The sequence below is a fragment of the Thauera aminoaromatica S2 genome, assembly GCF_000310185.1.
In the GTDB taxonomy this organism is placed as follows: Bacteria; Pseudomonadota; Gammaproteobacteria; order Burkholderiales; family Rhodocyclaceae; genus Thauera; species Thauera aminoaromatica.
The window spans coordinates 1-23348 of sequence record NZ_AMXD01000037.1 but is presented as its reverse complement, the minus strand read 5'-3'; the positions used below and the strand labels follow the sequence as shown (position 1 = coordinate 23348).

The 23348-nt window shown below is 69.0% G+C and carries 21 protein-coding genes; 8 read left to right on the top strand and 13 right to left on the bottom strand.

Going from position 1 to position 23348, the window contains the following annotated elements:
* Positions 1-8: 8 nt before the first annotated feature.
* From C665_RS07950 to C665_RS07935, 4 genes are all read right to left on the bottom strand, one after another.
* Positions 9-857: an EAL domain-containing protein gene (locus tag C665_RS07950; RefSeq protein WP_040828792.1), complete on the bottom strand. Its 849-nt coding sequence runs from the start codon at positions 855-857 to the stop codon at positions 9-11.
* A gap of 41 nt (positions 858-898) precedes the next feature.
* Positions 899-2182 (bottom strand): NAD(P)/FAD-dependent oxidoreductase, encoded by a 1284-nt coding sequence (locus C665_RS07945; protein ID WP_004304871.1) that lies wholly within the window; start codon positions 2180-2182, stop codon positions 899-901.
* A 10-nt stretch (positions 2183-2192) separates the two neighbouring features.
* Positions 2193-2513 (bottom strand): c-type cytochrome, encoded by a 321-nt coding sequence (locus C665_RS07940; protein ID WP_004304869.1) that lies wholly within the window; start codon positions 2511-2513, stop codon positions 2193-2195.
* 118 nt (positions 2514-2631) lie between these two features.
* Positions 2632-2889, bottom strand: a complete 258-nt coding sequence (locus C665_RS07935) for a hypothetical protein (protein WP_004304866.1) — start codon at positions 2887-2889, stop codon at positions 2632-2634.
* Between the two features lie 399 nt (positions 2890-3288).
* On the opposite strand from C665_RS07935, the gene cysT reads away from it, so the two are divergent.
* The 4 genes from cysT to C665_RS07915 are packed head-to-tail and all read left to right on the top strand — an operon-like array spanning position 3289 to position 7052.
* The gene (cysT, locus tag C665_RS07930; RefSeq protein WP_004304864.1) at positions 3289-4125 is read left to right on the top strand and encodes a sulfate ABC transporter permease subunit CysT; all 837 of its coding nucleotides are present in this window, start codon (positions 3289-3291) and stop codon (positions 4123-4125) included.
* A gap of 1 nt (position 4126) precedes the next feature.
* Positions 4127-5035 (top strand): sulfate ABC transporter permease subunit CysW, encoded by a 909-nt coding sequence (cysW, locus tag C665_RS07925; RefSeq protein WP_004304862.1) that lies wholly within the window; start codon positions 4127-4129, stop codon positions 5033-5035.
* On the top strand, positions 5032-6129 hold the full coding sequence (locus tag C665_RS07920; protein ID WP_004304861.1) for a sulfate/molybdate ABC transporter ATP-binding protein: 1098 nt from the start codon (positions 5032-5034) through the stop codon (positions 6127-6129). Before cysW ends, C665_RS07920 begins: the two co-directional genes overlap by 4 nt.
* Entirely contained in the window at positions 6126-7052 is a 927-nt protein-coding gene (locus C665_RS07915; RefSeq protein ID WP_004304859.1) for a CysB family HTH-type transcriptional regulator, read from the top strand. The genes C665_RS07920 and C665_RS07915 overlap by 4 nt, the downstream gene beginning before the upstream one ends.
* Before the next feature lie 102 nt (positions 7053-7154).
* Here the strand turns inward: C665_RS07915 and gcvT are convergent, their stop codons facing one another.
* The 7 genes from gcvT to gcvH form a co-directional block, all read right to left on the bottom strand.
* Positions 7155-8288, bottom strand: a complete 1134-nt coding sequence (gene gcvT / locus C665_RS07910; RefSeq protein WP_004304856.1) for a glycine cleavage system aminomethyltransferase GcvT — start codon at positions 8286-8288, stop codon at positions 7155-7157.
* Between the two features lie 31 nt (positions 8289-8319).
* On the bottom strand, positions 8320-9699 hold the full coding sequence (locus C665_RS07905; RefSeq protein WP_004304854.1) for an L-serine ammonia-lyase: 1380 nt from the start codon (positions 9697-9699) through the stop codon (positions 8320-8322).
* Between the two features lie 16 nt (positions 9700-9715).
* Positions 9716-10969, bottom strand: a complete 1254-nt coding sequence (glyA, locus tag C665_RS07900) for a serine hydroxymethyltransferase (protein ID WP_004304852.1) — start codon at positions 10967-10969, stop codon at positions 9716-9718.
* Positions 10970-11035: 66 nt separating this feature from the next.
* Complete coding sequence (locus C665_RS07895) at positions 11036-12427, bottom strand: alanine/glycine:cation symporter family protein (protein WP_004304849.1); 1392 nt, start codon at positions 12425-12427, stop codon at positions 11036-11038.
* Between the two features lie 118 nt (positions 12428-12545).
* Positions 12546-13067: a glycine cleavage system transcriptional repressor gene (locus C665_RS07890; RefSeq protein WP_004304846.1), complete on the bottom strand. Its 522-nt coding sequence runs from the start codon at positions 13065-13067 to the stop codon at positions 12546-12548.
* Positions 13068-13079: 12 nt separating this feature from the next.
* Positions 13080-15962, bottom strand: coding sequence for an aminomethyl-transferring glycine dehydrogenase (gene gcvP, locus C665_RS07885; RefSeq protein ID WP_004304844.1), 2883 nt, complete (start codon positions 15960-15962; stop codon positions 13080-13082).
* Positions 15963-16002: 40 nt separating this feature from the next.
* Positions 16003-16371: a glycine cleavage system protein GcvH gene (gene gcvH, locus C665_RS07880; RefSeq protein ID WP_004304841.1), complete on the bottom strand. Its 369-nt coding sequence runs from the start codon at positions 16369-16371 to the stop codon at positions 16003-16005.
* A gap of 132 nt (positions 16372-16503) precedes the next feature.
* Between gcvH and C665_RS07875 the strand changes: the two genes are divergently transcribed.
* The 3 genes from C665_RS07875 (at position 16504) to C665_RS07870 (ending at position 20294) form a co-directional block, all read left to right on the top strand.
* The gene (locus C665_RS07875; protein ID WP_004304840.1) at positions 16504-17355 is read left to right on the top strand and encodes a LysR substrate-binding domain-containing protein; all 852 of its coding nucleotides are present in this window, start codon (positions 16504-16506) and stop codon (positions 17353-17355) included.
* The gene (locus C665_RS20640) at positions 17340-17585 is read left to right on the top strand and encodes a hypothetical protein (protein ID WP_157277025.1); all 246 of its coding nucleotides are present in this window, start codon (positions 17340-17342) and stop codon (positions 17583-17585) included. Before C665_RS07875 ends, C665_RS20640 begins: the two co-directional genes overlap by 16 nt.
* Positions 17586-17702: 117 nt before the next feature.
* Complete coding sequence (locus tag C665_RS07870; RefSeq protein ID WP_004304838.1) at positions 17703-20294, top strand: penicillin acylase family protein; 2592 nt, start codon at positions 17703-17705, stop codon at positions 20292-20294.
* 42 nt (positions 20295-20336) lie between these two features.
* On the opposite strand, the gene C665_RS07865 is transcribed toward C665_RS07870, so the two are convergent.
* Complete coding sequence (locus C665_RS07865) at positions 20337-21644, bottom strand: tryptophan--tRNA ligase (protein ID WP_004304836.1); 1308 nt, start codon at positions 21642-21644, stop codon at positions 20337-20339.
* Positions 21645-21725: 81 nt separating this feature from the next.
* Complete coding sequence (locus C665_RS07860; RefSeq protein WP_245537148.1) at positions 21726-22127, bottom strand: hypothetical protein; 402 nt, start codon at positions 22125-22127, stop codon at positions 21726-21728.
* A gap of 283 nt (positions 22128-22410) precedes the next feature.
* Here C665_RS07860 and C665_RS07855 point away from each other — a divergent pair, with 283 nt between their 5' ends.
* Positions 22411-23277 (top strand): PEP-CTERM sorting domain-containing protein, encoded by an 867-nt coding sequence (locus C665_RS07855; RefSeq protein ID WP_004304831.1) that lies wholly within the window; start codon positions 22411-22413, stop codon positions 23275-23277.
* Positions 23278-23348 lie beyond the last annotated feature (71 nt).

The following is a 23348-nucleotide window of genomic DNA, read 5'->3' as shown; positions in this document are numbered from 1 at the left end:
TCGGTGACTCAGAAGGCGAAGCGGTCCAGCACATGGCGTTCGGCGCGCATGATCGCCGCCCGCTGCGCCGGCAGGCCATAGGCATGGCCCTGGAGGTGCACGCCCTCGGGCAGGGCACCGTCCAGTTTGCGCTCCAGCCGCGTGACGACGATGTCCGCACGCTCGCGCAGCGTTGCCAGCCATTCCAGGCGCGCCCGCCAGTCGTCGGCAATGAACAGTCGCGCGCTGTCGATCTTGACGAACTGAGCCGGCACCAGGCTGGAGAGCGCTTGCCACTGCATCGGCGAATCGACGTTGATCGCCACCTGGAAACCATTGTTGCGGTAGTTGCGCAGCACGAAGGCGAGCAGCTCGGGCTGGCTGCTGGCAGCGAGCGGCGTTTCGATGACGATGCGCTCCGGCGCCAGGCCGAGGGCATCGACCACCTTGCGGAACGCGGCACCGTGATCGCCGCTGACGGCGGCGAGCAGGCGCCCGTGCACGTTGAGGAACAACAGGCTGTCGCGGTCCACCGAGGTCACGAAGTTCAGCGCATGCGCGGTACGCGCCAGACGATCGAGCGCAATCAGGCGGTCGTCGTCGGCGTTGGCCGAAAACAGGGTCCACGGCGAAAGCGACCGCTCGCCGCTGCCCAGGATGCGCAGATAGGCCTCGTAGCCCGTGATGGCCCCGGTGCCGGGGATGACGATAGGCTGGAAGACACTCGACAACTCGCAGCCGAACCAGTCGCCGACCACACCACCTTCCGGCAGACGGCGGAGTTGCCGCCCGCCATCCCGCGCCAGTGGCAGGCGGTCCAGAAAGACTCGGGTACGCTCCGCCAGCGCGCGCGATGGTCCGCCCGGATCTTGATCCATTTTCTGGTCTCCTCATGCACGGGCCCGATCGGGCCCACCTGTCAGGTCAAGGCGTCGGCCCAGATGTTGCGTGCCCACGCCAGCGCGTACTTGCCTTCCAGATCGTTGGCCACTGCCGACAGCCCGCCCGCGCCCTTGACCGGCAGCAGCGTGTTCTCCTGCGTGTCGAACTTGTGGATCGACGCCACGTGCACGACGTCGCGGTCGGAGACGAAGCTGTAGCAGGTGTTGGCGATGATCGGCGTCGGGTTCGGCTCCAGCCCGGTGAGGCTGGCGATGACCGCATCCGCCGCCACCTTGGCGTGGTTGTTGGCCATGAAGCCCGACTTGGGCATCCCGGGCGCGGTGGCGATGGCATCGCCGATCAGGTGCACGCCCGGCACCGCGGTCGACTCGAAGCTGCGGAAATCGACCCCCGCCCAGCGCCCGCCCACATTGGCGAAGGGGCTGGCGATGAGGCCGCTGCGCTGCGGCGGGATGACGTTGAAGAGCTCGGCGCGGACGCTCTCGAACTCGAACTTCCCGACATTGGCGCGCACGTCGAAGTCCTGCAGCACGCTGTCGGGGCGATATTCGATGATGCCCTTGTAGCGCTCCTCCCAGGCCTGCAGGAACAGCGCCTTCTTGGAGGTGATCTCGGGGTTGCCGTCCAGGATCAGCACCTTGGAGCGCGGCTTGTGCTGCTTGAAGTAGTGGGCGACGACGCTGGCGCGTTCGTAAGGCCCGGGCGGGCAGCGGTAGGGCGCCTTGGGGATCGAGATCGCGAAGACCCCGCCATCCGGCAGTTCTTCCAGGCGCTTGCGCAGCGCCACGGTCTGCGCACCGGCCTTCCACGCGTGCAGCACCTGCTGGCGGGCGTCGGCGTTGTTCAGGCCCGGGATCTGCTCGTAGAGAAAGTCGATGCCGGGCGCGACGACGAGCCGGTCCCAGGGCAGCGGATCGCCCTTGGCCAGACGGACTTCGCGCTTGTCCACGTCGATGGCCACCGCCTCGTCGCGCACCAGGCGCACGCCGTACCGGGCCAGGCCATCGTAGGCGAGGGTGATGTCCTCGATCCGCTTGACACCCGCCAGCACCAGGTTGCTGATCGGGCAGGAGACGAAGTTCTGGTTGCGCTCGACCAGGGTCACCTCGAGGCGGGGCTCCCACTTCTTCAGATACTTGGCGGCGGTGGCGCCGCCGAAGCCGCCGCCGATGACGACGACGCGCCCCGGCGCGGCGCGGCCGACGGGGGTCGCGCATGCGCCGACGCCCACGCCGGCACCGAGCGCAAGGGCCAGGCCACCGGCCGACCGGATGAAACCGCGACGATCGATTGTGCTCATGCCCGCCTCCTCAGCGCTTTGCCTGGGCGGCGAACCACTGCGCCAGCCGTTGCAGTTCTTCATCCGTGTAGCCCTTGGCATGCTGATGCATGACGGTCGCCGGGCGCACATCGCGCTTGAACTCGATGAGCAGCGTGTAGAGCTCGTCGGCGTTCCGTCCTGCAAGGCTCGTCATGCCGGCCTGGGCGTGACCGTCGGTGCCGTGGCAGGCCGCGCAGGCGGCCGCCCATACGCGCACAGGGCGATCGTCGGGCGCGGCCTGCACCGAAAAGGGCAAAGCGAGCGCAGCAGCGGCCGCAAGGGCCGCGAGTGCGCGAGTTGCGATGGGCATGTCGGTTCTCTCCGCAGGGGTTGAACGAGGCGGATGCTCGCTGATCCGCCCCCGAAACTGAAAGAAGAAATTCTGCTTAGTTATCCTGGTCCGCAGACCAGGCCCGCGCCGCCCCCTCTCAGGATCGACGTCTCCAGCGTGCGAACGCCAGCAGCAGCACCGCACCGAGGACCGTGCCGGCCCCCAGCCCCGCCCAGCTGCCGACCGGCACGGGATTGCGCACCGCGATGTAGAGCAGCGCGACGGGCAAGGCGATCGCGAAGGCGATGTTTCCACCATCGCGGGTGCGCACGAGCAGCGCGCAGACGGCGTAGAGAAAGCGAATCAGCCCGACCAGCAGCAGCGCCAGCAGGAAATTGCCGAAGAAGTCCGTCACTACGTGCTCCTTGATCAGGTCTCGCCAGCTCGGGCCGGGACCGGCCCCAAGGCGGGACCCGCATTGTATGCAAGCAGCGGCGCGGACGAGTGACCGTCGCGCGGGAGGAGTCCGCACCACACGAAGCCGCGCCATTCGCCGCAGGACGCTGGCCAGCCGGATCGCACGAGGGTTCGATTAGCAGAAAAGCGAATAAGCAACGCGGTTTTTATTATTTTTTTGCCCTGCAGCAACTGACTAGACTCGCTTTCATCCCCTTTGAAAGGAGTCCGACATGGCTCGCAAAGCCCGCCCGATACCCGTCCGCTGCCGCGCCAGCGCCACGCGCCGGGCCAATCGCCGAGACGGTCGCGAGGCCCGCCACGCCCACCGCTTCGAGCCGATCGTGGAGCAAGGCTGATGTCCACCGCCAAGACCTTCCGCGTACTGCCCGGCTTCGGGCCCACGCTCGGCTACACCCTCGCCTACCTGTCGCTGCTGGTGCTGATCCCGCTCGCGGCGGTGTTCCTGAAGACGGCCGAGCTGACTTTCGCCGAGTTCTGGAACGTCGTCACCGCACCGCGGGTGGTGGCCTCCTACAAGCTGTCCTTCGGCATGTCCCTGCTCGCCGCCGCGATCAACGCCGTGTTCGGGCTGATGCTGGCATGGGCGCTGGTGCGCTACTCCTTCCCCGGCAAGAAGCTGATCGACGCCCTGGTCGACCTGCCCTTCGCGCTACCCACCGCGGTGGCCGGCATCGCGCTGACCGCGCTGTACGCGAAGAACGGCTGGATCGGCCAGTTCCTCGAGCCGCTCGGCATCCAGGTCGCGTTCAAGCCGCTCGGCGTGCTGGTGGCGCTGGTCTTCATCGGCCTGCCCTTCGTGGTGCGCACGGTGCAGCCCATCCTGGAAGACCTCGACACCGAACTCGAAGAAGCCGCCACCAGCCTCGGCGCGCAGCGCTGGCAGGCCTTCCGCCACGTCATCCTGCCGATCGTGTTCCCGGCGCTCCTGACCGGCTTCGCGCTCGCCTTCGCGCGTGCGGTGGGTGAATACGGCTCGGTGATCTTCATCGCCGGCAACATCCCCATGGTGTCGGAGATCACCCCGCTGATGATCATCACCAAGCTCGAGCAGTACGACTACACCGGCGCCACCGCGATCGCCACCGTGATGCTGATCCTGTCCTTCACCCTGCTGCTGCTCATCAACGGCCTGCAGGCGTGGACCGCCAAACGAACCGGGAGGGACCGCTGACATGGCCGGCGCCACCACACTCCGCCTGGGCGCGGCCCAGGCCATCGGTCAGACGCGCTTCGAGGCGCGCGCGGCGACGCGCGAGACGGCGCTGGTGAAGTGGCTGATCCTCGGCACCGCCCTCACCTTCTTCGCGGTGTTCCTGCTCATGCCGCTGATCGCGGTCTTCGTCGAGGCGCTGCGCAAGGGCTGGGAGACCTACGCCAGCGCGCTGGTCGACCCGGACGCGCTGTCCGCGCTGCGCCTGACCCTGCTCGCCGCGGCGATCGCGCTGCCGCTGAACCTGGTGTTCGGCGTGTGCGCGGCGTGGGCGATCGCCAAGTTCGAGTTCCGCGGCAAGCACTTCCTGATCACGCTCATCGACCTGCCCTTCTCGGTGTCGCCGGTGATCGCCGGCCTGATCTACGTGCTGGTGTTCGGCGCTCAGGGCTGGTTCGGGCCGTGGCTGGCGGAGCACGACGTGAAGATCATCTTCGCGGTGCCGGGCATCGTGCTCGCCACCGTGTTCGTGACCTTCCCCTTCATCGCCCGCGAGCTGATCCCGCTCATGCAGGCGCAGGGCAAGGAGGAAGAGGAAGCCGCGGTGGTGCTCGGCGCCAACGGCCTGCAGACCTTCTGGCACGTCACCCTGCCGAACGTGAAGTGGGGCCTGCTGTATGGCGTGATCCTCACCAACGCACGCGCGATGGGCGAGTTCGGCGCGGTGTCGGTGGTGTCCGGGCACATCCGCGGCGAGACCAACACGCTGCCGCTGCACGTCGAGATCCTCTACAACGAGTACCAGTTCGCCGCCGCGTTCGCGGTGGCCTCGCTGCTCGCCCTGCTGGCGCTGGTCACCCTGGGCATCAAGACCTGGATCGAGCACCGCGCCGCGCACGCGCAACACGACCTTCACGAAGGACAGCCATGAGCATCCAGGTTCGCAACATCCACAAGCGCTTCGGCAGCTTCATCGCCCTCGACGACGTGTCGCTCGACTTTCCCACCGGCGAGCTGGTGGCGCTGCTCGGCCCCTCGGGCTGCGGCAAGACCACGCTGCTGCGCGTGATCGCCGGACTCGAATCGGCCGATGCCGGCCAGGTGCTGCTCGACGGCGACGACGCCTCGGGCACGCATGTGCGCGATCGCCAGGTGGGCTTCGTGTTCCAGCACTACGCGCTGTTCCGCCACATGAGCGTGTTCGACAACGTCGCCTTCGGGCTGCGCATGAAGCCGCGCGGCCAGCGGCCGACGGAGAAGCAGATCGCCGGGAAGGTGCACGCGCTGCTCGACCTCGTGCAGCTCGACTGGCTCGCCGACCGCTTCCCGGCCCAGCTCTCCGGCGGCCAGCGCCAGCGCATCGCGCTCGCGCGCGCGCTCGCGGTGGAGCCGCGCGTGCTGCTGCTCGACGAGCCCTTCGGCGCGCTCGACGCCAAGGTGCGCAAGGAGCTGCGGCGCTGGCTGCGCAAGCTGCACGACGAGCTGCACGTCACCTCGATCTTCGTCACCCACGACCAGGAAGAGGCACTCGAAGTCGCCGACCGCGTGGTGCTGATGAACCAGGGCGCGGTCGAGCAGATCGGCACGCCGGAAGAGGTCTACCGCCGACCGGCGACGCCCTTCGTATATGGTTTTCTCGGCGCGGTGAACCTGTTCCACGGCCGCGTCGACGGCGAGGGCCTGCGCGTCGGCGACGCGCGCCTGCCACAGCAGGCGCGCGGCTTCGGCGAGGGCGCCGAGGTGCTGGCCTTCGCTCGCCCGCACGAGCTCGACATCGTGCCGGACGCCGGCGCGGGCGAGGGCATCGCGGCACGGGTGAGCCGCGTCCTGGCCTTCGGGATCACGGCGCGCGTCGAGCTCGATGGCCTGAACGGCGCCCAGGGCCAGCATTTCGAGGTGGAGATCACGCGCGAGCGCGTCGACCGCCTCGGTCTCGCGGAAGGACAGGCCGTGCGCCTGCTACCCTCGCACCTGAGCCTGTTCGAATCGCGACAGGCCGCCACGACGGCCGGAGCCGCCCGATGAATTTCCAGCAGTTGCGCATCATCCGCGAGACCGTACGGCGCGGCTTCAACCTCACCGAGGTGGCGAACGCGCTGTTCACCTCGCAGTCGGGGGTGTCCAAGCACATCAAGGACCTCGAGGACGAGCTCGGCATCGAGCTCTTCGTGCGCAAGGGCAAGCGCCTGCTCGGCCTCACCCCGCCCGGCGAGGAGCTGGTGGTGATGGTCGAGCGCATGCTGCTCGACGCTGCCAACATCAAGCACCTCGCCGAGCAGTACCGCGGCCGCGACCAGGGCCAGCTCACTGTGGTGACCACGCACACCCAGGCGCGCTACGCGCTGCCCAAGGTGGTGGCGGCCTTCAAACGCGCCTACCCACGCGTGCTGCTCAAGCTGCACCAGGGCAGCCCGCACGAGATCGTGCAGATGCTGCTCGACGGCGAGGCCGACATCGGCGTGGCCACCGAGGCGCTGGCCGAGGTGCCGGAGCTGGCCTCCTTCCCCTACTACGGCTGGCAGCACGCGGTGGTCGTGCCCGCCGGGCACCCGCTCGAAGAAGCGCACCCGCTGACCCTGGAGGCGATCGCCACGCATCCGCTCATCACCTACCACGAGGGCTTCACCGGCCGCACCCGCATCGACCAGACCTTCGCCCGCGCCGGGCTGACGCCCGGCGTGGTGATGTCGGCGCTCGACGCCGACGTGATCAAGACCTATGTGGAGCTCGGGCTGGGCGTGGGCATCCTGGCCTCGATGGCCTTCAACCCGGCGCGCGACCCGGGCCTGCGCAAGCTCGACAGCGACCACCTGTTCGCCGAGAACGTCACCCGCATCGCGGTGCGTCGCGGCCACTACCTGCGCGGCTTCGCCTACCGCTTCATCGAGCTGTGCGCGCCCGAGCTGACCGAGGCCGTGGTGGCCGAAGCGGTGGGCGGCGGCGGCTGACGAACCGCCTGGGTCGGCTGCGCCCGCCCATCGTCCGCGCAAGCGCGGCGCCGGGGCGGCGGGCCTGGTGTGCCCCAAGCGCGGCGCCCCCGCCACCGGGTCTCAGCCGCGGTGGTAACGCTGCGGCACGAAGGGTGTGCTCGCAACCTCCACCGGCACCGGCTTGCCGCGCACCATCGCGGCAAGCTGCGTGCCCGGCTTGGCGAGCGCGCTCTCCACGTAGCCCATCGCCACCGGCGCCTCGAGCGTCGGTCCGAAGCTGCCGCTGGTCACCACGCCGACCTTGCGGCCGTCGGCGTCCACCAGCTCGGCGCCCTCGCGCACCGGCACGCGCGCGTTCGGGCGCAGGCCCACGCGCTTGCGCGCCACGCCCTGGGCAATATGCTCGAACACCACCGCAGCACCCGGGTAGCCGCCCGGACGTGCGCCATCGGCGCGACGCACCTTGGACAGCGCCCACAGCAGGCTGCTCTCCACCGGCGAGGTGTTCTGGTCGAGGTCGTGGCCGTACAGGCACAGGCCGGCTTCCAGGCGCAGCGAGTCGCGCGCACCCAGGCCGATCGGGGCGACTTCGGGGTGGCTCAGCAGCTCTTTCGCCAGCGCCTCGGCCTTGTCGGCCGGCACCGAGATCTCGAAGCCGTCCTCGCCGGTGTAGCCCGAGCGGCTGATGTAGCACTCGGCGCCGACCAGGGTGACGGTGGCGGTGTTCATGAACACCATCCTTGCGGTCTCGGGCGCCAGGCGCGTCATCACCGCACCCGCCGCCGGCCCCTGCAGCGCCAGCAGGGCGCGGTCGGCCAGCACCTCGACCTTGCAGCGGCCAGACAGGTGCTGCTGCATGTGTGCGATGTCCTGCTCCTTGCAGGCCGCATTGACGACGACGAACAGCCGGCCGTCGCCGAAGTTGGCGACCATCAGGTCGTCCATCACGCCGCCCCGCTCGTTGAGGAAGAGCGCGTAGCGCTGCATGCCCACGGGCAGGTCGACGATGTCCACCGGAACCAGGGTTTCCAGCGCTGCCGCGGCGTCGGGGCCGACGAGCATGACCTGACCCATGTGCGAGACGTCGAAGAGACCGGCCTGGCTGCGGGTATGGTTGTGCTCCTTGAGGATCCCGTCGGGGTACTGCACCGGCATCTCGTAGCCGGCAAAGGGCACCATTCTGGCGCCGAGGGAGACATGCAGGTCGTACAGCGGGGTGCGCAGCATGGGCGCGGCGGAGTCGTGGTCGCTCATCGTGTGTCCTTTGTGCAGTGGCAGGGGGTGGTCAGCATTCGATCACGTTCACGGCGAGGCCGCCGCGCGCGGTTTCCTTGTATTTCAGCTTCATGTCGGCGCCGGTGTCGCGCATGGTCTTGATGACCTTGTCGAGCGACACGAAGTGGGTGCCGTCGCCGCGCAGCGCCATGCGCGCGGCGTTGATCGCCTTGATCGAGCCCATCGCGTTGCGCTCGATGCAAGGCACCTGGACCAAGCCGCCGACCGGGTCGCAGGTCAGGCCCAGATTGTGCTCCATCCCGATCTCGGCCGCGTTCTCGACCTGCTCCGGCGTACCGCCGAGGACCTCGGCGAGCGCGCCGGCCGCCATCGAGCACGCCACGCCGACCTCGCCCTGGCAGCCGACCTCGGCGCCGGAGATCGAGGCGTTCTCCTTGTACAGGATGCCGATCGCCGCCGCGGTGAGCAGGAAGCGGATCACGCCCTCCTCGCTCGCGCCCGGCACGAAGCGGCTGTAGTAGTGCAGCACCGCGGGCACGATACCGGCGGCGCCGTTGGTGGGCGCGGTGACGACGCGCCCACCGGCGGCGTTCTCCTCGTTCACCGCAAGCGCGTAGAGGTTGACCCAGTCCATGGTCGTCAGCGGATCGCGCAGGCTCGCCTCCGGGTTGGCGGAGAGCTTGCGGTACAGTTCGGCCGCGCGCCGCCTCACCTTCAGGCCGCCCGGCATGATGCCCTCGCGCTCGCAACCGCGGCGCACGCACAGCTGCATCACGTCCCAGATGCGCAGCAGGCCCGCGCGGGTCTCGGCGTCGCTGCGCCACGCGCGCTCGTTCTCCAGCATGAGCTGGCTGATCGAGAGCTGCTTGTCGCGGCACTGCGCGAGCAGCTCGGCGCCGGAGCGGAAGGGGTGCGCAAGCGGCGTGGTGTCGACGACGATGCGGTCGGCGCCGGCGGCGGTCTCATCGACGACGAAGCCGCCGCCGACCGAGTAGTACACCTTGCTCGCCAGCACCCGCCCGGCCGCGTCGAACGCGGTGATCCGCATGCCATTCGGATGATAGGGGAGCACCTGGCGGCGATGCATGAGCAGATGCTCGCGCTCGACGAACGGGATCGCATGCGTGCCGGCCAGCAGCAGCCGGCGTTCGCCGCGGATGCGCCCGAGCCTGGCATCGACCTGGTCGGGGTCGACCCGGTCGGGGACCTCGCCCTCCAGGCCGAGCAGCACCGCCTTGTCGCTGCCGTGGCCCTTGCCGGTGGCGCCGAGCGAACCGTAGAGCTCGGCCTTCACGCCGCCGACCTGCCCGAGCAGGCCGGCCTCGGCGAGCCCGCTCGCGAACACCTGCGCCGCACGCATCGGCCCCACCGTATGCGAGGACGACGGCCCGATGCCGATCTTGAACAGGTCGAAGACGCTGATGGCCATGGCGACGCCTCCGCGCTCAGCGCCCGTACACCGGGAAGCGGGCGCACAGCGCCGACACTTTCGCCCGCACCGCCTCGATGACCGCCGGGTTTTCGATGTCGTCGAGGATGTCGCAGATCCAGCCGGCGAGCTCGGTGACCTCGGCGACACCGAAGCCGCGCGTGGTGGCCGCCGGCGTGCCGATGCGGATGCCGCTGGTGACGAAGGGCGACTGCGGGTCGTTGGGGACGGTGTTCTTGTTCACCGTGATGTGCGCTGCACCCAGCGCTGCGTCGGCGGCCTTGCCGGTGATGCCCCTGGCGATCAGGTCGACCAGGAACAGGTGGTCGTCGGTGCCGCCGGAGACGATCCTGTAGCCGCGCTCGACGAACACGCCCGCCATCGCGCGCGCGTTGGCGATCACCTGCTTCTGGTACTCGGCGAACGCAGGCTCGAGCGCCTCCTTGAAGGCCACCGCCTTGGCGGCGATGACGTGCATCAGCGGCCCGCCCTGGGTGCCGGGGAAGACCATCGAGGCGATCTTCTTCTCGATGTCCGGGTTGGCGCGGCCGACGATGATGCCGCCGCGCGGGCCGCGCAGGGTCTTGTGGGTGGTGCTGGTGACGATGTCGGCGAAAGGCACCGGGTTGGGGTAGAGCCCGGCGGCCACCAGGCCGGCAACGTGGGCCATGTCGACGAACAGCAGCGCGCCGACCTTGTCGGCGATGGCGCGGAAGCGCGCGAAGTCGAGGTGGCGGGCGTAGGCCGAGAAGCCGGCGACGATCATCTTCGGCTTGCATTCGACGGCCTGGGCCTCAAGCGCGTCGTAGTCGATCACGCCGTCGTCGGTCACGCCGTACTGCACCGCGTTGAAGATCTTGCCGGAGAAGTTCACCTTGGCGCCGTGCGTGAGGTGGCCGCCATGGGCGAGGCTCATGCCGAGGATGGTGTCGTGCGGCTGCAACAGCGCGAGATACACCGCGGCGTTGGCCTGCGAGCCCGAGTGCGGCTGCACGTTCGCCCAGTCGGCCGCGAAGAGCTGCCTGGCGCGGTCGATGGCGAGCTGCTCGACCACGTCCACATGCTCGCAGCCGCCGTAGTAGCGCTTGCCGGGGTAGCCCTCGGCGTACTTGTTGGTGAGCACCGTGCCCTGCGCCTGCATCACGCGCGGGCTGGCGTAGTTCTCGGAGGCGATGAGCTCGATGTGGTCTTCCTGGCGCTGGCGCTCGGCCTCGATGGCGGTCCAGAGTTCGGCATCGTAGCCGTCGATCTGCATGTGCTTGTCGAACATGGGAGTCTCCTGAAGGGATGGGGTACGACGGGCGGGATGCGCGACACCCCGCCCATCGAGGGAAGCTCAACGGCCCGGGCGCGCGCCCGCCGCGCGGGCATCCTCGCCATCGGCACCACCGCTGGCGAAGTACTCGCGGCTGAGGCTGACGATGACCGGCGACAGCAGCAGCAGCGAGATGAGGTTGGGGATCGCCATCAGCGCGTTCAGCGTGTCGGCGACCAGCCAGGCGAAGTCGAGACTCAGGGTGGCGCCAAAGAACACCGCGATGGTCCACAGGATGCGGAAGGGCTTCTCGCTGACCGTGCCGACCAGATACTCCCAGCACTTCTCGCCGTAGTAGGCCCAGCCGAGGATGGTGGTGAAGGCGAACACCGCCAGCGACGCGGCGAGCAGGTACTTGCCCACGCCCGGCATCGCCGCCTCGAAGGCCTGCGAGCTCAGCACCGCGCCGGAGGCACCCGAGGTCCACACGCCGGTGACCATGATCGCCAGGCCGGTCATCGTGCACACGATGATGGTGTCGATGAAGGTACCCATCATGCCGATCAGCCCGGAGAACACCGGGTTGCTGGTGGCCCCCGCGGCCTGCGCGATGCCGGCGGTGCCCAGGCCGGCCTCGTTGGAGAAGATGCCGCGCGCGACGCCCTTCTGGATCGCCATCATGACCGTGGAGCCGAGGAAGCCGCCGGTCGCCGCGGTGGGGTTGAAGGCCTGCGTGAAGATGGTGGCGAAGGCATCGGGGATGCGGTCGGCGAACACGAACAGGATCACGCCCACGCACAGGATGTAGCCGATGCACATGAAGGGCACCAGCCACTCGGCCACCGCGCCGATGCGCTTGATGCCGCCCAGCACCACCGCGCCGGTGAGGATGACGAGCACGACGCCGGTGACCCAGGTGTCGACGCCGAAGGCGTTGTGCACCGCGCTGGCGATGCCGTTGGCCTGAACCATGTTGCCGATGCCGAAACCGGCCAGGCCGCCGAAGATGGCGAAGGCCGTGCCCAGCCAGCGCCAGTGCTTGCCGAGACCGTTCTTGATCGCGTACATCGGGCCGCCGGCGTGCTCGCCCTTGTCGTCGACCTCGCGGTACTTCACCGCGAGCACGACCTCGCCATACTTGGTGGCCATGCCGACGAAGGCGGTCATCCACATCCAGAACAGCGCACCCGGGCCGCCGACCGCAATCGCGGTGGCGACGCCGGCGATGTTGCCCGTGCCCACGGTGGCCGACAGCGCGGTCATCAGCGCGGCGAAGGGCGTGATCTCGCCTTCGGCCTTCGCGCCGGGCGCCCGGCTCTTCCAGATCATGCGGAAGCCGTAGGGAATCTTGAAGATCGGCATGAAGCCGAGGCGGAGTTGCAGGTAGAGGCCGGTACCCAGAATCAGCACGATCATGGGCACGCCCCAGACGATGCCATTGAGCCAGCTGAAGAAGTCGTTGATGAACTGCATGGTGTCTCCGTCTTTATTGTCGTTTTAGGGCTCGCCGGGCGCGACGCTTGCTGCGCCTTGATGTCCCGCTCGGGCCGGTGCGTCCGCCCACACGGGCGGGCGGAGGTGCTCGGTCAGCTCAAACCTTCGCCTCCAGCTTCAGATCGACCATCAGCTCGTTGGCCAGCGCCTCGAGCGCCGCCTGCAGCGCGGCGGGCGACACGCCGGCCGGTACGCGCAGCTCGAGCTCGGCGCGGAACATCGCCTCGCCGCTGAACGAGCCACTCTCGCAGGCGCTGTCCATGCGCTCGATGCTCGCGCCGTGCTGCGCCAGCACCGCAGAGATGTCGCGCACGATGCCGGGGCGGTCGTGGGCGAGCAGCTCCATGCGGATCACTGCGCCGCTCGCCGCAGCGCCGCTGGCGCCGCGTTCGACGCTCAGGCTCAGGCCAGCGGACGACAGCGCGCGCAGCGCTGCCTCGAGGCGGTCGGCATCCGCAGCAGCCACATCGAGGCGCACGATGCCGGCGAACTTGCCGGCCAGGTGCGCCATGCTGCTGTCCAGCCAGTTGGCGCCGCTGGCGGCCGCGCACTCGGCGAGCGCGTTGACCAGGCCCGGGCGATCCTCGCCGACCAGGGTGACGATGAAGGGGATGTTCATGAGCGGGACTCCTCAGGCTTGTTCGTAGTCGGACAGCGGCGGGCAGGCGCACACCAGGTTGCGGTCGCCATACACGTTGTCCACCCGGCCGACCGGCGACCAGTACTTGTTGCCACGCAGACTGGCCACCGGATAGGCGGCGACCTCGCGGCTGTAGGGGTGCGACCACTCGCCGGCGATGGCTTCGGCGGTGTGCGGGGCGTTCACCAGCGGGTTGTCCCTGGGGTCGTACTCGCCGCTGGCGACCTTGGCGATCTCCTCGCGGATCGCGATCATCGCGTCGCAGAAGCGGTCGAGCTCGGCCTTCGATTCGCTCTCGGTCGGCTCGATCATCAGCGTGCCTGGCACCGGGAAGGACATCGTCGGCGCGTGGAAGCCGAAGTCCATCAGGCGCTTGGCGACGTCATCGACGCTGATGCCGGTGCTGTCCTTGAGCGGACGCAGGTCGAGGATGCACTCGTGCGCGACCAGGCCGTTCTCGCCGCGATAGAGCACCGGGTAGTGCGGCTCGAGGCGCTGTGCGATGTAGTTGGCGTTGAGGATCGCCGTCACCGTGGCATGGCGCAGGCCCTCGCGGCCCATCAGCGTGATGTAGGTCCAGGTGATGGGCAGGATGCTGGCGCTGCCCCAGGGCGCGGCCGCCACTGCGCCGATGCCCTCGAGGCCCACCGATCCGTGGCCAGGCAGGAAGGGGGCGAGGTGCGCCTTGACGCCGATCGGGCCGACGCCCGGGCCGCCGCCGCCGTGCGGGATGCAGAAGGTCTTGTGCAGGTTCAGGTGCGAGACGTCGCCGCCGAACTGGCCCGGGCCGCACAGGCCGACCATGGCGTTGAGGTTGGCGCCGTCGATGTACACCTGGCCGCCGTGGGCGTGCACGATGTCGGTGATCTCGCGCACCGCGGTCTCGAACACGCCGTGGATGGACGGGTAGGTGATCATGATCGCGGCGAGCTGGTCGGCGTGCTGCGCCGCCTTGGCCCTGAGGTCGGCGACGTCGACGTTGCCGTTGGCGTCGCAGGCGACCACCACCACGCGCATGCCGGCCATGTTCGCCGTGGCCGGGTTGGTGCCGTGCGCGGAGCTCGGGATCAGGCACACGTCGCGGTGGCCTTCGCCGCGGCTGGCGTGATAGGCGCGGATCGCCAGCAGGCCGGCGTATTCGCCCTGCGAGCCGGCGTTGGGCTGCAGCGACACCGCGTCGTAGCCGGTGCAGGCGCACAGCATCTGCTCGAGCTCGGCGGTGAGCTGGGCGTAGCCCTGCGTCTGGTCGGCCGGTGCGAAGGGGTGCAGGCCGCCGAACTCGGGCCAGGTCACCGGGATCATCTCGGTGGTGGCGTTGAGCTTCATGGTGCACGAGCCGAGCGGGATCATCGTGCGGTCGAGCGCGAGGTCCTTGTCGGCCAGGCTGCGCAGGTAGCGCAGCATGCGGGTCTCGGACTGGTAGGCGCTGAACACCGGGTGGGTCAGGAAGGCGGAGCTGCGCAGCTGCGCGGCCGGCAGCGCCTCCTGCACCAGGCTCTCGACGGCATCGAAGTCGGGCGCTGCGACGCCGCTGCCGAACACCGCCCACAGCGCCTCGACATCGGCGCGGCGGGTGGTCTCGTCGAGCGCGATGCCGACCGTGCCGGCGTCGATCTCGCGCAGGTTCATGCCCGCTGCGCGCGCGGCGGCATGCACCGCGGCGGCGTCGGCGACACGCACGGTGATCGTGTCGAAGAAGGCCGTCGTCGGCACGTCGATGCCGAGGCGGCGCAGGCCGGCAGCCAGGGTCGCGGTGAGGCGATGGACCCGGCGCGCGATCGTCGTCAGCCCGGCCGGGCCGTGGTAGCAGGCGTACATGCTGGCCATGATCGCGAGCAGCGCCTGCGCGGTGCAGATGTTGGAGGTGGCCTTCTCGCGGCGGATGTGCTGCTCGCGGGTCTGCATCGCCAGGCGGTAGGCCTTGTTGCCGTGGCTGTCGATCGACACGCCGACCACGCGCCCGGGCATCACGCGCTTGTGCTCGTCGCGGGTGGCGAAGTACGCCGCGTGCGGACCACCGAAGCCCATCGGGATGCCGAAGCGCTGGGTCGAGCCGATGGCGACGTCGGCGCCGAACTCGCCCGGCGGCTTGAGCAGCGTCAGCGCCAGCAGGTCGGCGGCGACCACCACCAGCGCCTTCCTGTCGTGCGCGGCAGCGACGATGGCGGCGTGGTCGACCACCTCGCCGGTGCTCGCCGGATACTGCAGCAGCACGCCGAAGACCTCGTGCGCGGCCAGTTCGGTCGCGGCGTCGCCGACGATGACCTCGAAGCCGAGCGGCTCGGCGCGGGTGCGCACCACCTCGATGGTCTGCGGGTGGCAGTCGCGCGAGACGAAGAAGGCCTTCGACTTGCTCTTCGACAGGCGCTGGCAGAAGGCCATGGCCTCGGCCGCGGCGGTGGCCTCGTCGAGCAGCGAGGCGTTGGCGATCTCCAGGCCGGTGAGGTCGGTGACCATGGTCTGGAAGTTCAGCAACGCTTCCAGGCGGCCCTGCGAGATCTCGGGCTGGTACGGGGTGTAGGCGGTGTACCAGGCCGGGTTCTCGAGCACGTTGCGCAGGATGACCGTGGGCGTGAAGGTGTCGTGGTAGCCGGTGCCGATGAACGAGCGCAGCACCCGGTTCGTGCCCGCGATCGCGCGCAGCAGCGCCAGCGTCTCGGGCTCGCTGCGGCCTTCGGGCAGGGCCAGCGGTGCAGCCGACAGGATGGAGGCGGGGATGACCTTGTCGATCAGCTGGTCGAGCGAGTCGAGGCCGAGCACGTCGAGCATGGCGCGCGTCTCGGCGGCGTCCGGGCCCACGTGGCGGCCGACGAAGTCGTCGCGCTGTTCGAGCTGCGCGAGCGTCGCGGGGAAGCGGGTGTCGTGGATGTTCATGGCGAGGGCGGTCCGTTTAGGGTCGAGCAGGCGGGCGTGATCAGGCGGTGAGCTTCTCGTAGGCGGCCTGGTCCAGCAGCGCGTCGGCCGCCGACGGATCGTCGAGGCGGATGCGGATGAACCAGCCTGCGCCGAGCGGATCCTCGTTGACCGTGGCGGGCGCATCGACCAGCGCCGGATTCACCTCCAGGACGGTGCCGGCCAGCGGCATCTTCAGCTCGCCGGCGGCCTTGACCGACTCGATGACCGCCGCCTCGTCGCCACGCGCGAAGCTCGCGCCCACGTCGGGCAACTGCACGAAGACGATGTCGCCGAGCGCGTTCTGCGCGTAGTCGGTGATGCCGACGGTCGCGCTGTCGCCCTCGATGCGCAGCCATTCGTGGTCTTCGGTAAATTTCAGGATGCTCATGATGTCTCCCACACTCGAATTGATCGGACAGGCCGCGGATCGCGGTTGCAGGGCGCATCTTAACGGCGCGACTCCATTTGCAAAGTTGATAGTTGAAATGAAATAATTAATCTTATAAATGCACTCGAGCCCATGCTGAACCTGCCGACGGAGCTTCTCCGCACCTTCATCAAAGCCGTGGATCTGGGCAGCTTCACGCGCGCAGGCGACGCGGTGGGACGCACGCAATCGGCGGTCAGCCTGCAGATGCGGCGCCTGGAGGAGTTGCTCGGCGCCCAGCTCTTCGAGCGCGGCACCCACCGCGTCAAGCTCACCGAGGAGGGCGCCACGCTGGCCGGCTACGCGCGCCGGCTGCTGGCCCTGAACGACGAGGCGGTGGCGAGCCTGCGCCGACCACGGGTGGCGGGATGCGTGCGCCTGGGGGCTCCGCACGAATACATGGCCTCGCTGCTGCCGACGATCCTCGGCAAGTTCGCACAGTCGCACCCTGGCGTGACCCTCGAGGTCACCTGCGACCTGAGCAAGAACCTGCTCGAGCGCCAGCAGAAGGGCGAATTCGACCTCGTCATCGCCTTGCACGATCAGGGTCAGTCGGACGGGGGCACCCAGGTCCATACCGAACCGCTGGTGTGGATCGGCAGCGTGGACCACGCGCGTCACGAGCAACAGCCGCTGTCGCTGGTGCTGGCCCCGCCCCCCTGCATCTATCGCAACCGCATCCTGCAGACCCTGGGACGGCTGGACCGTGGCTGGCGGATCGCCTACACCAGCTCCAGCTACAGCGGCATCCTCGCCGCGGTGCGCGCGGGGCTGGGCGTGACCCTGCTGGCGGAGAGCACCGTGCCGACGGGTGTGCGCAGGCTGGGCGAGCGGGAAGGTTTTCCCGAAATGGGCGCGCTCGACGTGTGCGTGCACGGCAGCCGCGAGAACGCGTCGGAAGCGGCCGACTGCCTGGCCGAGTACGTTGCGTGCAGTTTCGGCTGAGCAAGGCCCGCTCGACTCGCCACATCGGCGGCATCCGCGCCCTGACCTGCAGCAACCGGGTCGAGACCTGCAGCGCCCGCATCGAGCACGACGACGGACGCATCGAGGTGATGAGCCGGGCGCTGCACGAGCCCCCGGTCGAACCGATTCGGCATCCGGCATCCTGGCGCCGCCGCCTGCGTTCGGCACCGCTTCGAAGCCCGAGGAGGGCGCGCTGGACAGGCCTTTGATCACTCAATAACCTGCTCTCTGTTTCCGATCGATCGGACGGGAATCGAAACCAGAAAATGCACAAGCCCGACGGTCGCGATCGAACGCTGCCGACACCGGGCAAGGAGACAGACAACATGCAAAATCACGCTCGGACTCGCCGCGCGGCGGGCTCGCTTCTTGCCATCACCGTCGCACTCGGCGGCCTCTCCTTCCCCTGCGCCTCGTCGTTCGCAGAGTCCGCGGTTCGCCCTGCGGTGGCGGCGAAGGGCACAGCCGATACCGTGACGATTCGGCGTGACTCCTACGGCGTTCCGCACGTCTATGCGAACTCGGAATTCGGCCTGTTCTACGGCTACGGCCATTCGGTGGCGCAGGACCGCCTGTTCCAGATGGAAATGGCGCGGCGCAGCACCCAGGGCACGGTCGCCGAGGTGTTGGGCGACAAGTTCCTCGCCTTCGACAAGGCCACCCGTGCCAACTATTGGCCGGCCTCCATCCATGGGCAGATCGCACGCCTGCCGAAGGTCGACCGCGACATTCTCGAGGGCTACGCGGCGGGCATGAATGCCTGGCTGGCGAGGGTGAAGGCCGATCCCGAAACGTGGATGCCGAAGCAGTTCCGCGATTTCGGCTTCGAGCCGGGGCCGTGGACCGCATATGACGTGGCGATGGTGTTCGTCGGCACGATGGCGAACCGTTTCTCCGACTTCAACACCGAACTCGACAACCTCGCGCTGCGCACTGCGCTGATCGACAAGCACGGCGAGGCGAAGGGGAAGCAGATTTTCGACCAGTTGAAGTGGATCGTGGACCCCGAGACGCCGACCACGATCGCGCCGGAGGAAGGCGAATACGCGGTCAGTCTGGCGACTCGGGCCGCCGCTGCGCCCCTCGCCTATGCGCTGCCGCGCTACGACGACGTACCGCCCACGCTGGCCCGCCTGGCGAAGACGCCCGACGGCGCGCTGGCCGGCGGAACGCCGGAAGCGCAGCGCGAGCTGCTGCTGGCCGAACTGGGTACGCTGGGCATGACCGGCCAGGCCGGCTTCCCGGCGGCGAGCAACATGTGGATCATCGGCCGCAAGCTTGCGCGCGGAGCCAGCTCCATCCTGCTCAACGGCCCCCAGTTCGGCTGGTTCTCCCCGGCCTACACCTACGGCATCGGCCTGCACGGCGCCGGCTTCGATCTGGTGGGCAACACGCCGTTCGCCTATCCGAGCGTGCTGTTCGGCACCAACGGGCGTATCAGCTGGGGCTCCACCGCCGGCTTTGGCGACGGTGTGGACATCTTCGTCGAGAAGCTCGACCCTGCCGACCCGACGCGCTACCAGCACAAGGGCGAGTGGCGCACGATGGAAAAGCGCACCGAAACGATCGCGGTGAAGGGCGGCGAAGCGGTGACGCTCGACGTGTTCCGTACGGTGCATGGCATGGTGGTGAAGTCCGACCCGGCCAGGGGCGTGGCCTACGCCAAGCAGCGCACCTGGGACGGGCTGGAACTGCAGTCGCTGATGGCGTGGACGCGCAAGGGTCAGTCGCAGAACTGGGCACAATGGCTGAAGCAGGCCGAACGTCACGCGCTGACCATCAACTGGTACTACGCGGATGCCGACGGCAACATCGGCTATGCGCATACCGGCAAGTATCCGGAACGCAAGCCCGGCCACGACCTGCGCCTGCCGGTGCCGGGCACCGGCGAAATGGACTGGAACGGCCTGCTCTCCTTCGACACCAACCCCAAGATCTACAACCCGCGCCAGGGCTACATCGCCAACTGGAACAACCCGCCGATCAAGGGCTATCCCAACCCGGACATGATCTGGCTGTCGTGGGGCGCCGCCGACCGGCTCAACGAGCTCGAGGAGCGCCTGCGCGCAAAGGGTCCCATGGACGCCGAGGGCATGTGGAGCCTGCTCAAACCCACCAGCCTGGCCGACGTCAATGCGCGCTACTTCCTGCCGGTGCTGCGTGATGCGGTCGCGCCGCTGCCCGTGGGCGATGCGCGCAAGGCGCTGGTCGCCGCATTGCAGGACTGGGACGGCATGAACGCCGACGACAACCGTGACGGCGTCTACGATCATGCTGCGCCGGCCATCCTCGATGCCTGGCTGGGTGCGATGCTGAAGGCGACGTTCGCCGACGAGGTGCCGGCGGACTTCATGCGCTACTTCGGCGCCACCGGCTACCCGACGCCCGACCGTCCGCCGGCCGGCTCGATCAACATCCAGGTCGGCACCAAGCTGCTCTACCAGGTGCTGCGCGGCAAGTCGGCCAGCGTGCCGCAGCAGTACGACTTTCTCAACGGTCGCGACGCGCTCGACGTCGTGCGCGAGGCGCTCGGCCAGGCGGCGGACAAGCTGGCCGCGGAGTACGGCGGCGCGGCGCCGGCGAACTGGAAGGTGCCGGTCGCGCGGCTGCGCTACTTCACCAACAACTTCATGGGCATCCCGCAGGCCCTCGAGATCGAGGGGGCGCAGACGCACGTGGTGATGAACCGCGGTACCGAGAACAACATGGTGGCGCTGGGCGGCGGCGCAGTGCGGGCCTGGGATGTGCTAGGGCCGGGTCAGAGCGGCTTCATCGACCTGCAGGGGATGCGCTCGCAGCACTACGCGGATCAGCTCGAGCTGTTCGACACCTTCGGCCGCAAGGCTCTGCCATGGTCGGCGCGAGACGTACGGCGCGCGACGCAGTCGGTCGAGCGGCTGGTGCTGCCGAAGCGCTGATCGAGCGCGAATCGCCCGGCCTCGAAGGGCCGGGCTGCAGGCTCAGGCGGCGAACGCCGCCAGGGCCTCGCTCAGCGCGTCCGGGGTGACATCCTCGGCCAGGGTGGCGACCGTCTGCCCATCGACCACGATGCTCGCACCCTCGACGGCGAACGGAGTGCCCGCCTTCAGCGCCGCCACCACCGCGCCCGCCTCGCGCGGCGAGGCGAAGCCCTCGCCCTGCAGCAGCAGGCGGCTGTCAGCGTCGACCAGCTTGAAGTGGAAGCGGCCGTCGGCCTCGCGGTACTGCTTGAACTGGGGCTGTGCGGTCTTCGCCTTCTCGGCCTTGGCCTCGCCCGCCACGCTGGCAAGATTGCGCAGGCCCACCGCGCGGCGCAGCTCGCCGAGGAAGGGGGTGGCGATCGCGCGCGCCTTGGCGGCGCCCTCGTGCAGATGCTTCTCGATGCGCGCCGGCTCGGCGACGAGCGCCAGGTAGTGCTCGCGCATCGGCGCCACCGCGGCCTCGATCTGCTCGAACAGCGCCTGCTTGGCCTCGCCCCAGGCGATGCCCTCGTCGAAGGCGGTACGCATCGCGCGCGTCTCCTCGGCGGTCGAGAAGGCCTGGTAAAGCTGGAACAGCGCCGAGCCGTCGGCATCCTTGGGCTCGCCCGGCGCCCTGGAGTCGGTGACGATGGAGAAGATCAGCTTCTTCAGCTCGGCAGTGGGCGCGAACAGCGGGATGGTGTTGTCGTAACTCTTGCTCATCTTGCGGCCGTCCAGCCCGGGCAGGGTGGCGACCGAGGCGTCGATGGCGGCCTCGGGCAGCACGAAGTGCTCGCCGTAGAGGTGGTTGAAGCTGCCCGCCATGTCGCGCGCCATCTCGATGTGCTGGATCTGGTCGCGCCCGACCGGCACCGAGTGCGCCTTGAACATCAGGATGTCGGCGGCCATCAGCACCGGGTACATGTAGAGGCCCATGTTGACCCCGGCGTCCGGATCGACGCCATCGGCGGTGTTCTTGTCCACCGCCGCCTTGTAGGCGTGGGCGCGGTTGAGCAGGCCCTTGCCGCACACGCAGGTGAGCAGCCAGGTGAGCTCGGGGATCTCGGGGATGTCGGACTGGCGATAGAACCACACGCGGTCGGTGTCCAGGCCGGCGGCGATCCAGGTGGCGGCGATCTCCAGCGTCGAGCGCTGAACGCGCAGCGGGTCGGTGGTCTTGATCAGCGCGTGGTAGTCGGCCAGGAAGTAGAAGCTCTCGACGCCGGGCTGGCGGCTGGCGGCGACTGCCGGACGGATGGCGCCGGCGTAGTTGCCGAGGTGGGGCGTGCCCGAGGTGGTGATCCCGGTGAGGACGCGCTGGACAGACATGGATCGCTCCGGCTCAAACTGGACAGGGAGCGCGAGTTTAACGGCTTCGGCGCGCGCGCATAAGGCGCGGGCGCAGCTCGCTCACTCCTGCCAGCGCAGCGACAGGCGTGCGCCGCCCTGCGGCACGAGATCGACCCAGTGTTCCTGGCGCGCGCCGGCATAGGACGCGGAGATCCGGTAGCGCCCCGGCGCGGGCACATCGACCTGACCGATCGGCCCGCAGGACGCCTCGACGCGCTGCCCGGAGAGCGGCTCGTCGACCCGCGTCTCGACGTCGGTGACCCAGCCGCCCGCGGTGGTGGAGAAGAACACGGTCAGCGCATGCATGCCGATCTCGGCGCGCATGCGCTCGGACTCCTCGAGCCCGATGCCGCCGCACTCCAGCCGGAGCACGGGCGCATCGTCCACCACCGGCTGCGTCCATCCCGGGGCGGCGAGCGCAAGCAGGGCAAGGGCGGCGAACACGCGTTTGCAAGGTTTCATCATTGGGTGCGACTCCGGGAACCGCCCGAATCAGGCTTCCGCATTGTTCCCGGCTCCCCGCGGGGAGGCAAGGATCGGACTGCAAGCGGGTGACGCAGTCGCACCGCCCGCGCAGCATTTACGTGGATCTTGCGTTCCTTTAGACGCGATCTTTACCAAAGGTGGGGAAATTGTCACAGTCATTCGAGCGGATCTCGGCGACCCTTCAGGCACATCCCGCCCTCCCATCCCGTGGGGCGACTGCATGCACACGACCAGCTCGATAGAGAAGACGACCGAACCGATGAAAACCCTGCTCCTCGCCCTGGCCCTGTCCGCCGTGGGCACGGCTCAAGCCGCCGTATGCCAACTCAGCGACGTGAAGGTGACCGGCGTCAGCATCTACAGCGGAACGACGCGGGACGCGGCGCTTGCCCCGATCCCGATCGACACCCTGCCGGTCAGCGCCGCCGCCTGTGCCGGCGCGTTCAGCGGCAACGACGGCCACTACCCCCAGACCAATCTCGGCTACGCGGGCGACGGACTGCTCAACGGCGGCGCCCAGATGGGCAGCAAGTCGGTCCTGTTCCCGGGCGGGGCCTTCATCAGCGAGCACTACCCGCTCCAGGACCTGCGCGGCGACGGCACGACCGACGACCCGGGCTGGATCATGCTGGGAAAGTCGGAAACACAGGGCGGGCGCTGGCAGTTCTCCCCGAGCGCGATCGGCGGTGACCGCTCGGTGGTCCTCGACTCCTTCTTCAGCGTGACCGAAACCAGTGCCGGCAAGGGAACGTGGTCCTTCACGCCGGATGCGGAAGCGGCACGGCGCGCCGCCTCCGTCCTTGGAGGCAACTGGATCGACCAGTTCGCGATCTCGTTCAAGGCGGGGAACGGCTTCGCCCTGTACAGCTTCACCTCCGCACTCTTCGATGCTGCGACACCGAAGGCGAGCGACCCGCTGCTGAACTGGTTCGGCAGCTACGATCTGACCGAGACCTTGATCAACCGAGGCGGCAACCCGGCGGGGCTGTCCCACGTCACGCTGTGGGTGCGCGACCCTGCGACAAGCCCGGATCCGGTCCCCGCGACCAATGCGGTGCCCGAACCCGGCTCGCTGGGCCTGCTCGCCCTCGCCCTCGTCGGCCTGGGCTTGCGGCGTCGCGGCTGACCCTGGCGGGTGCCGCGCGGGTCCGGGGCGGCACCCGGCGCCCCCCTGCGCATCCACCCCGCGGATGCACG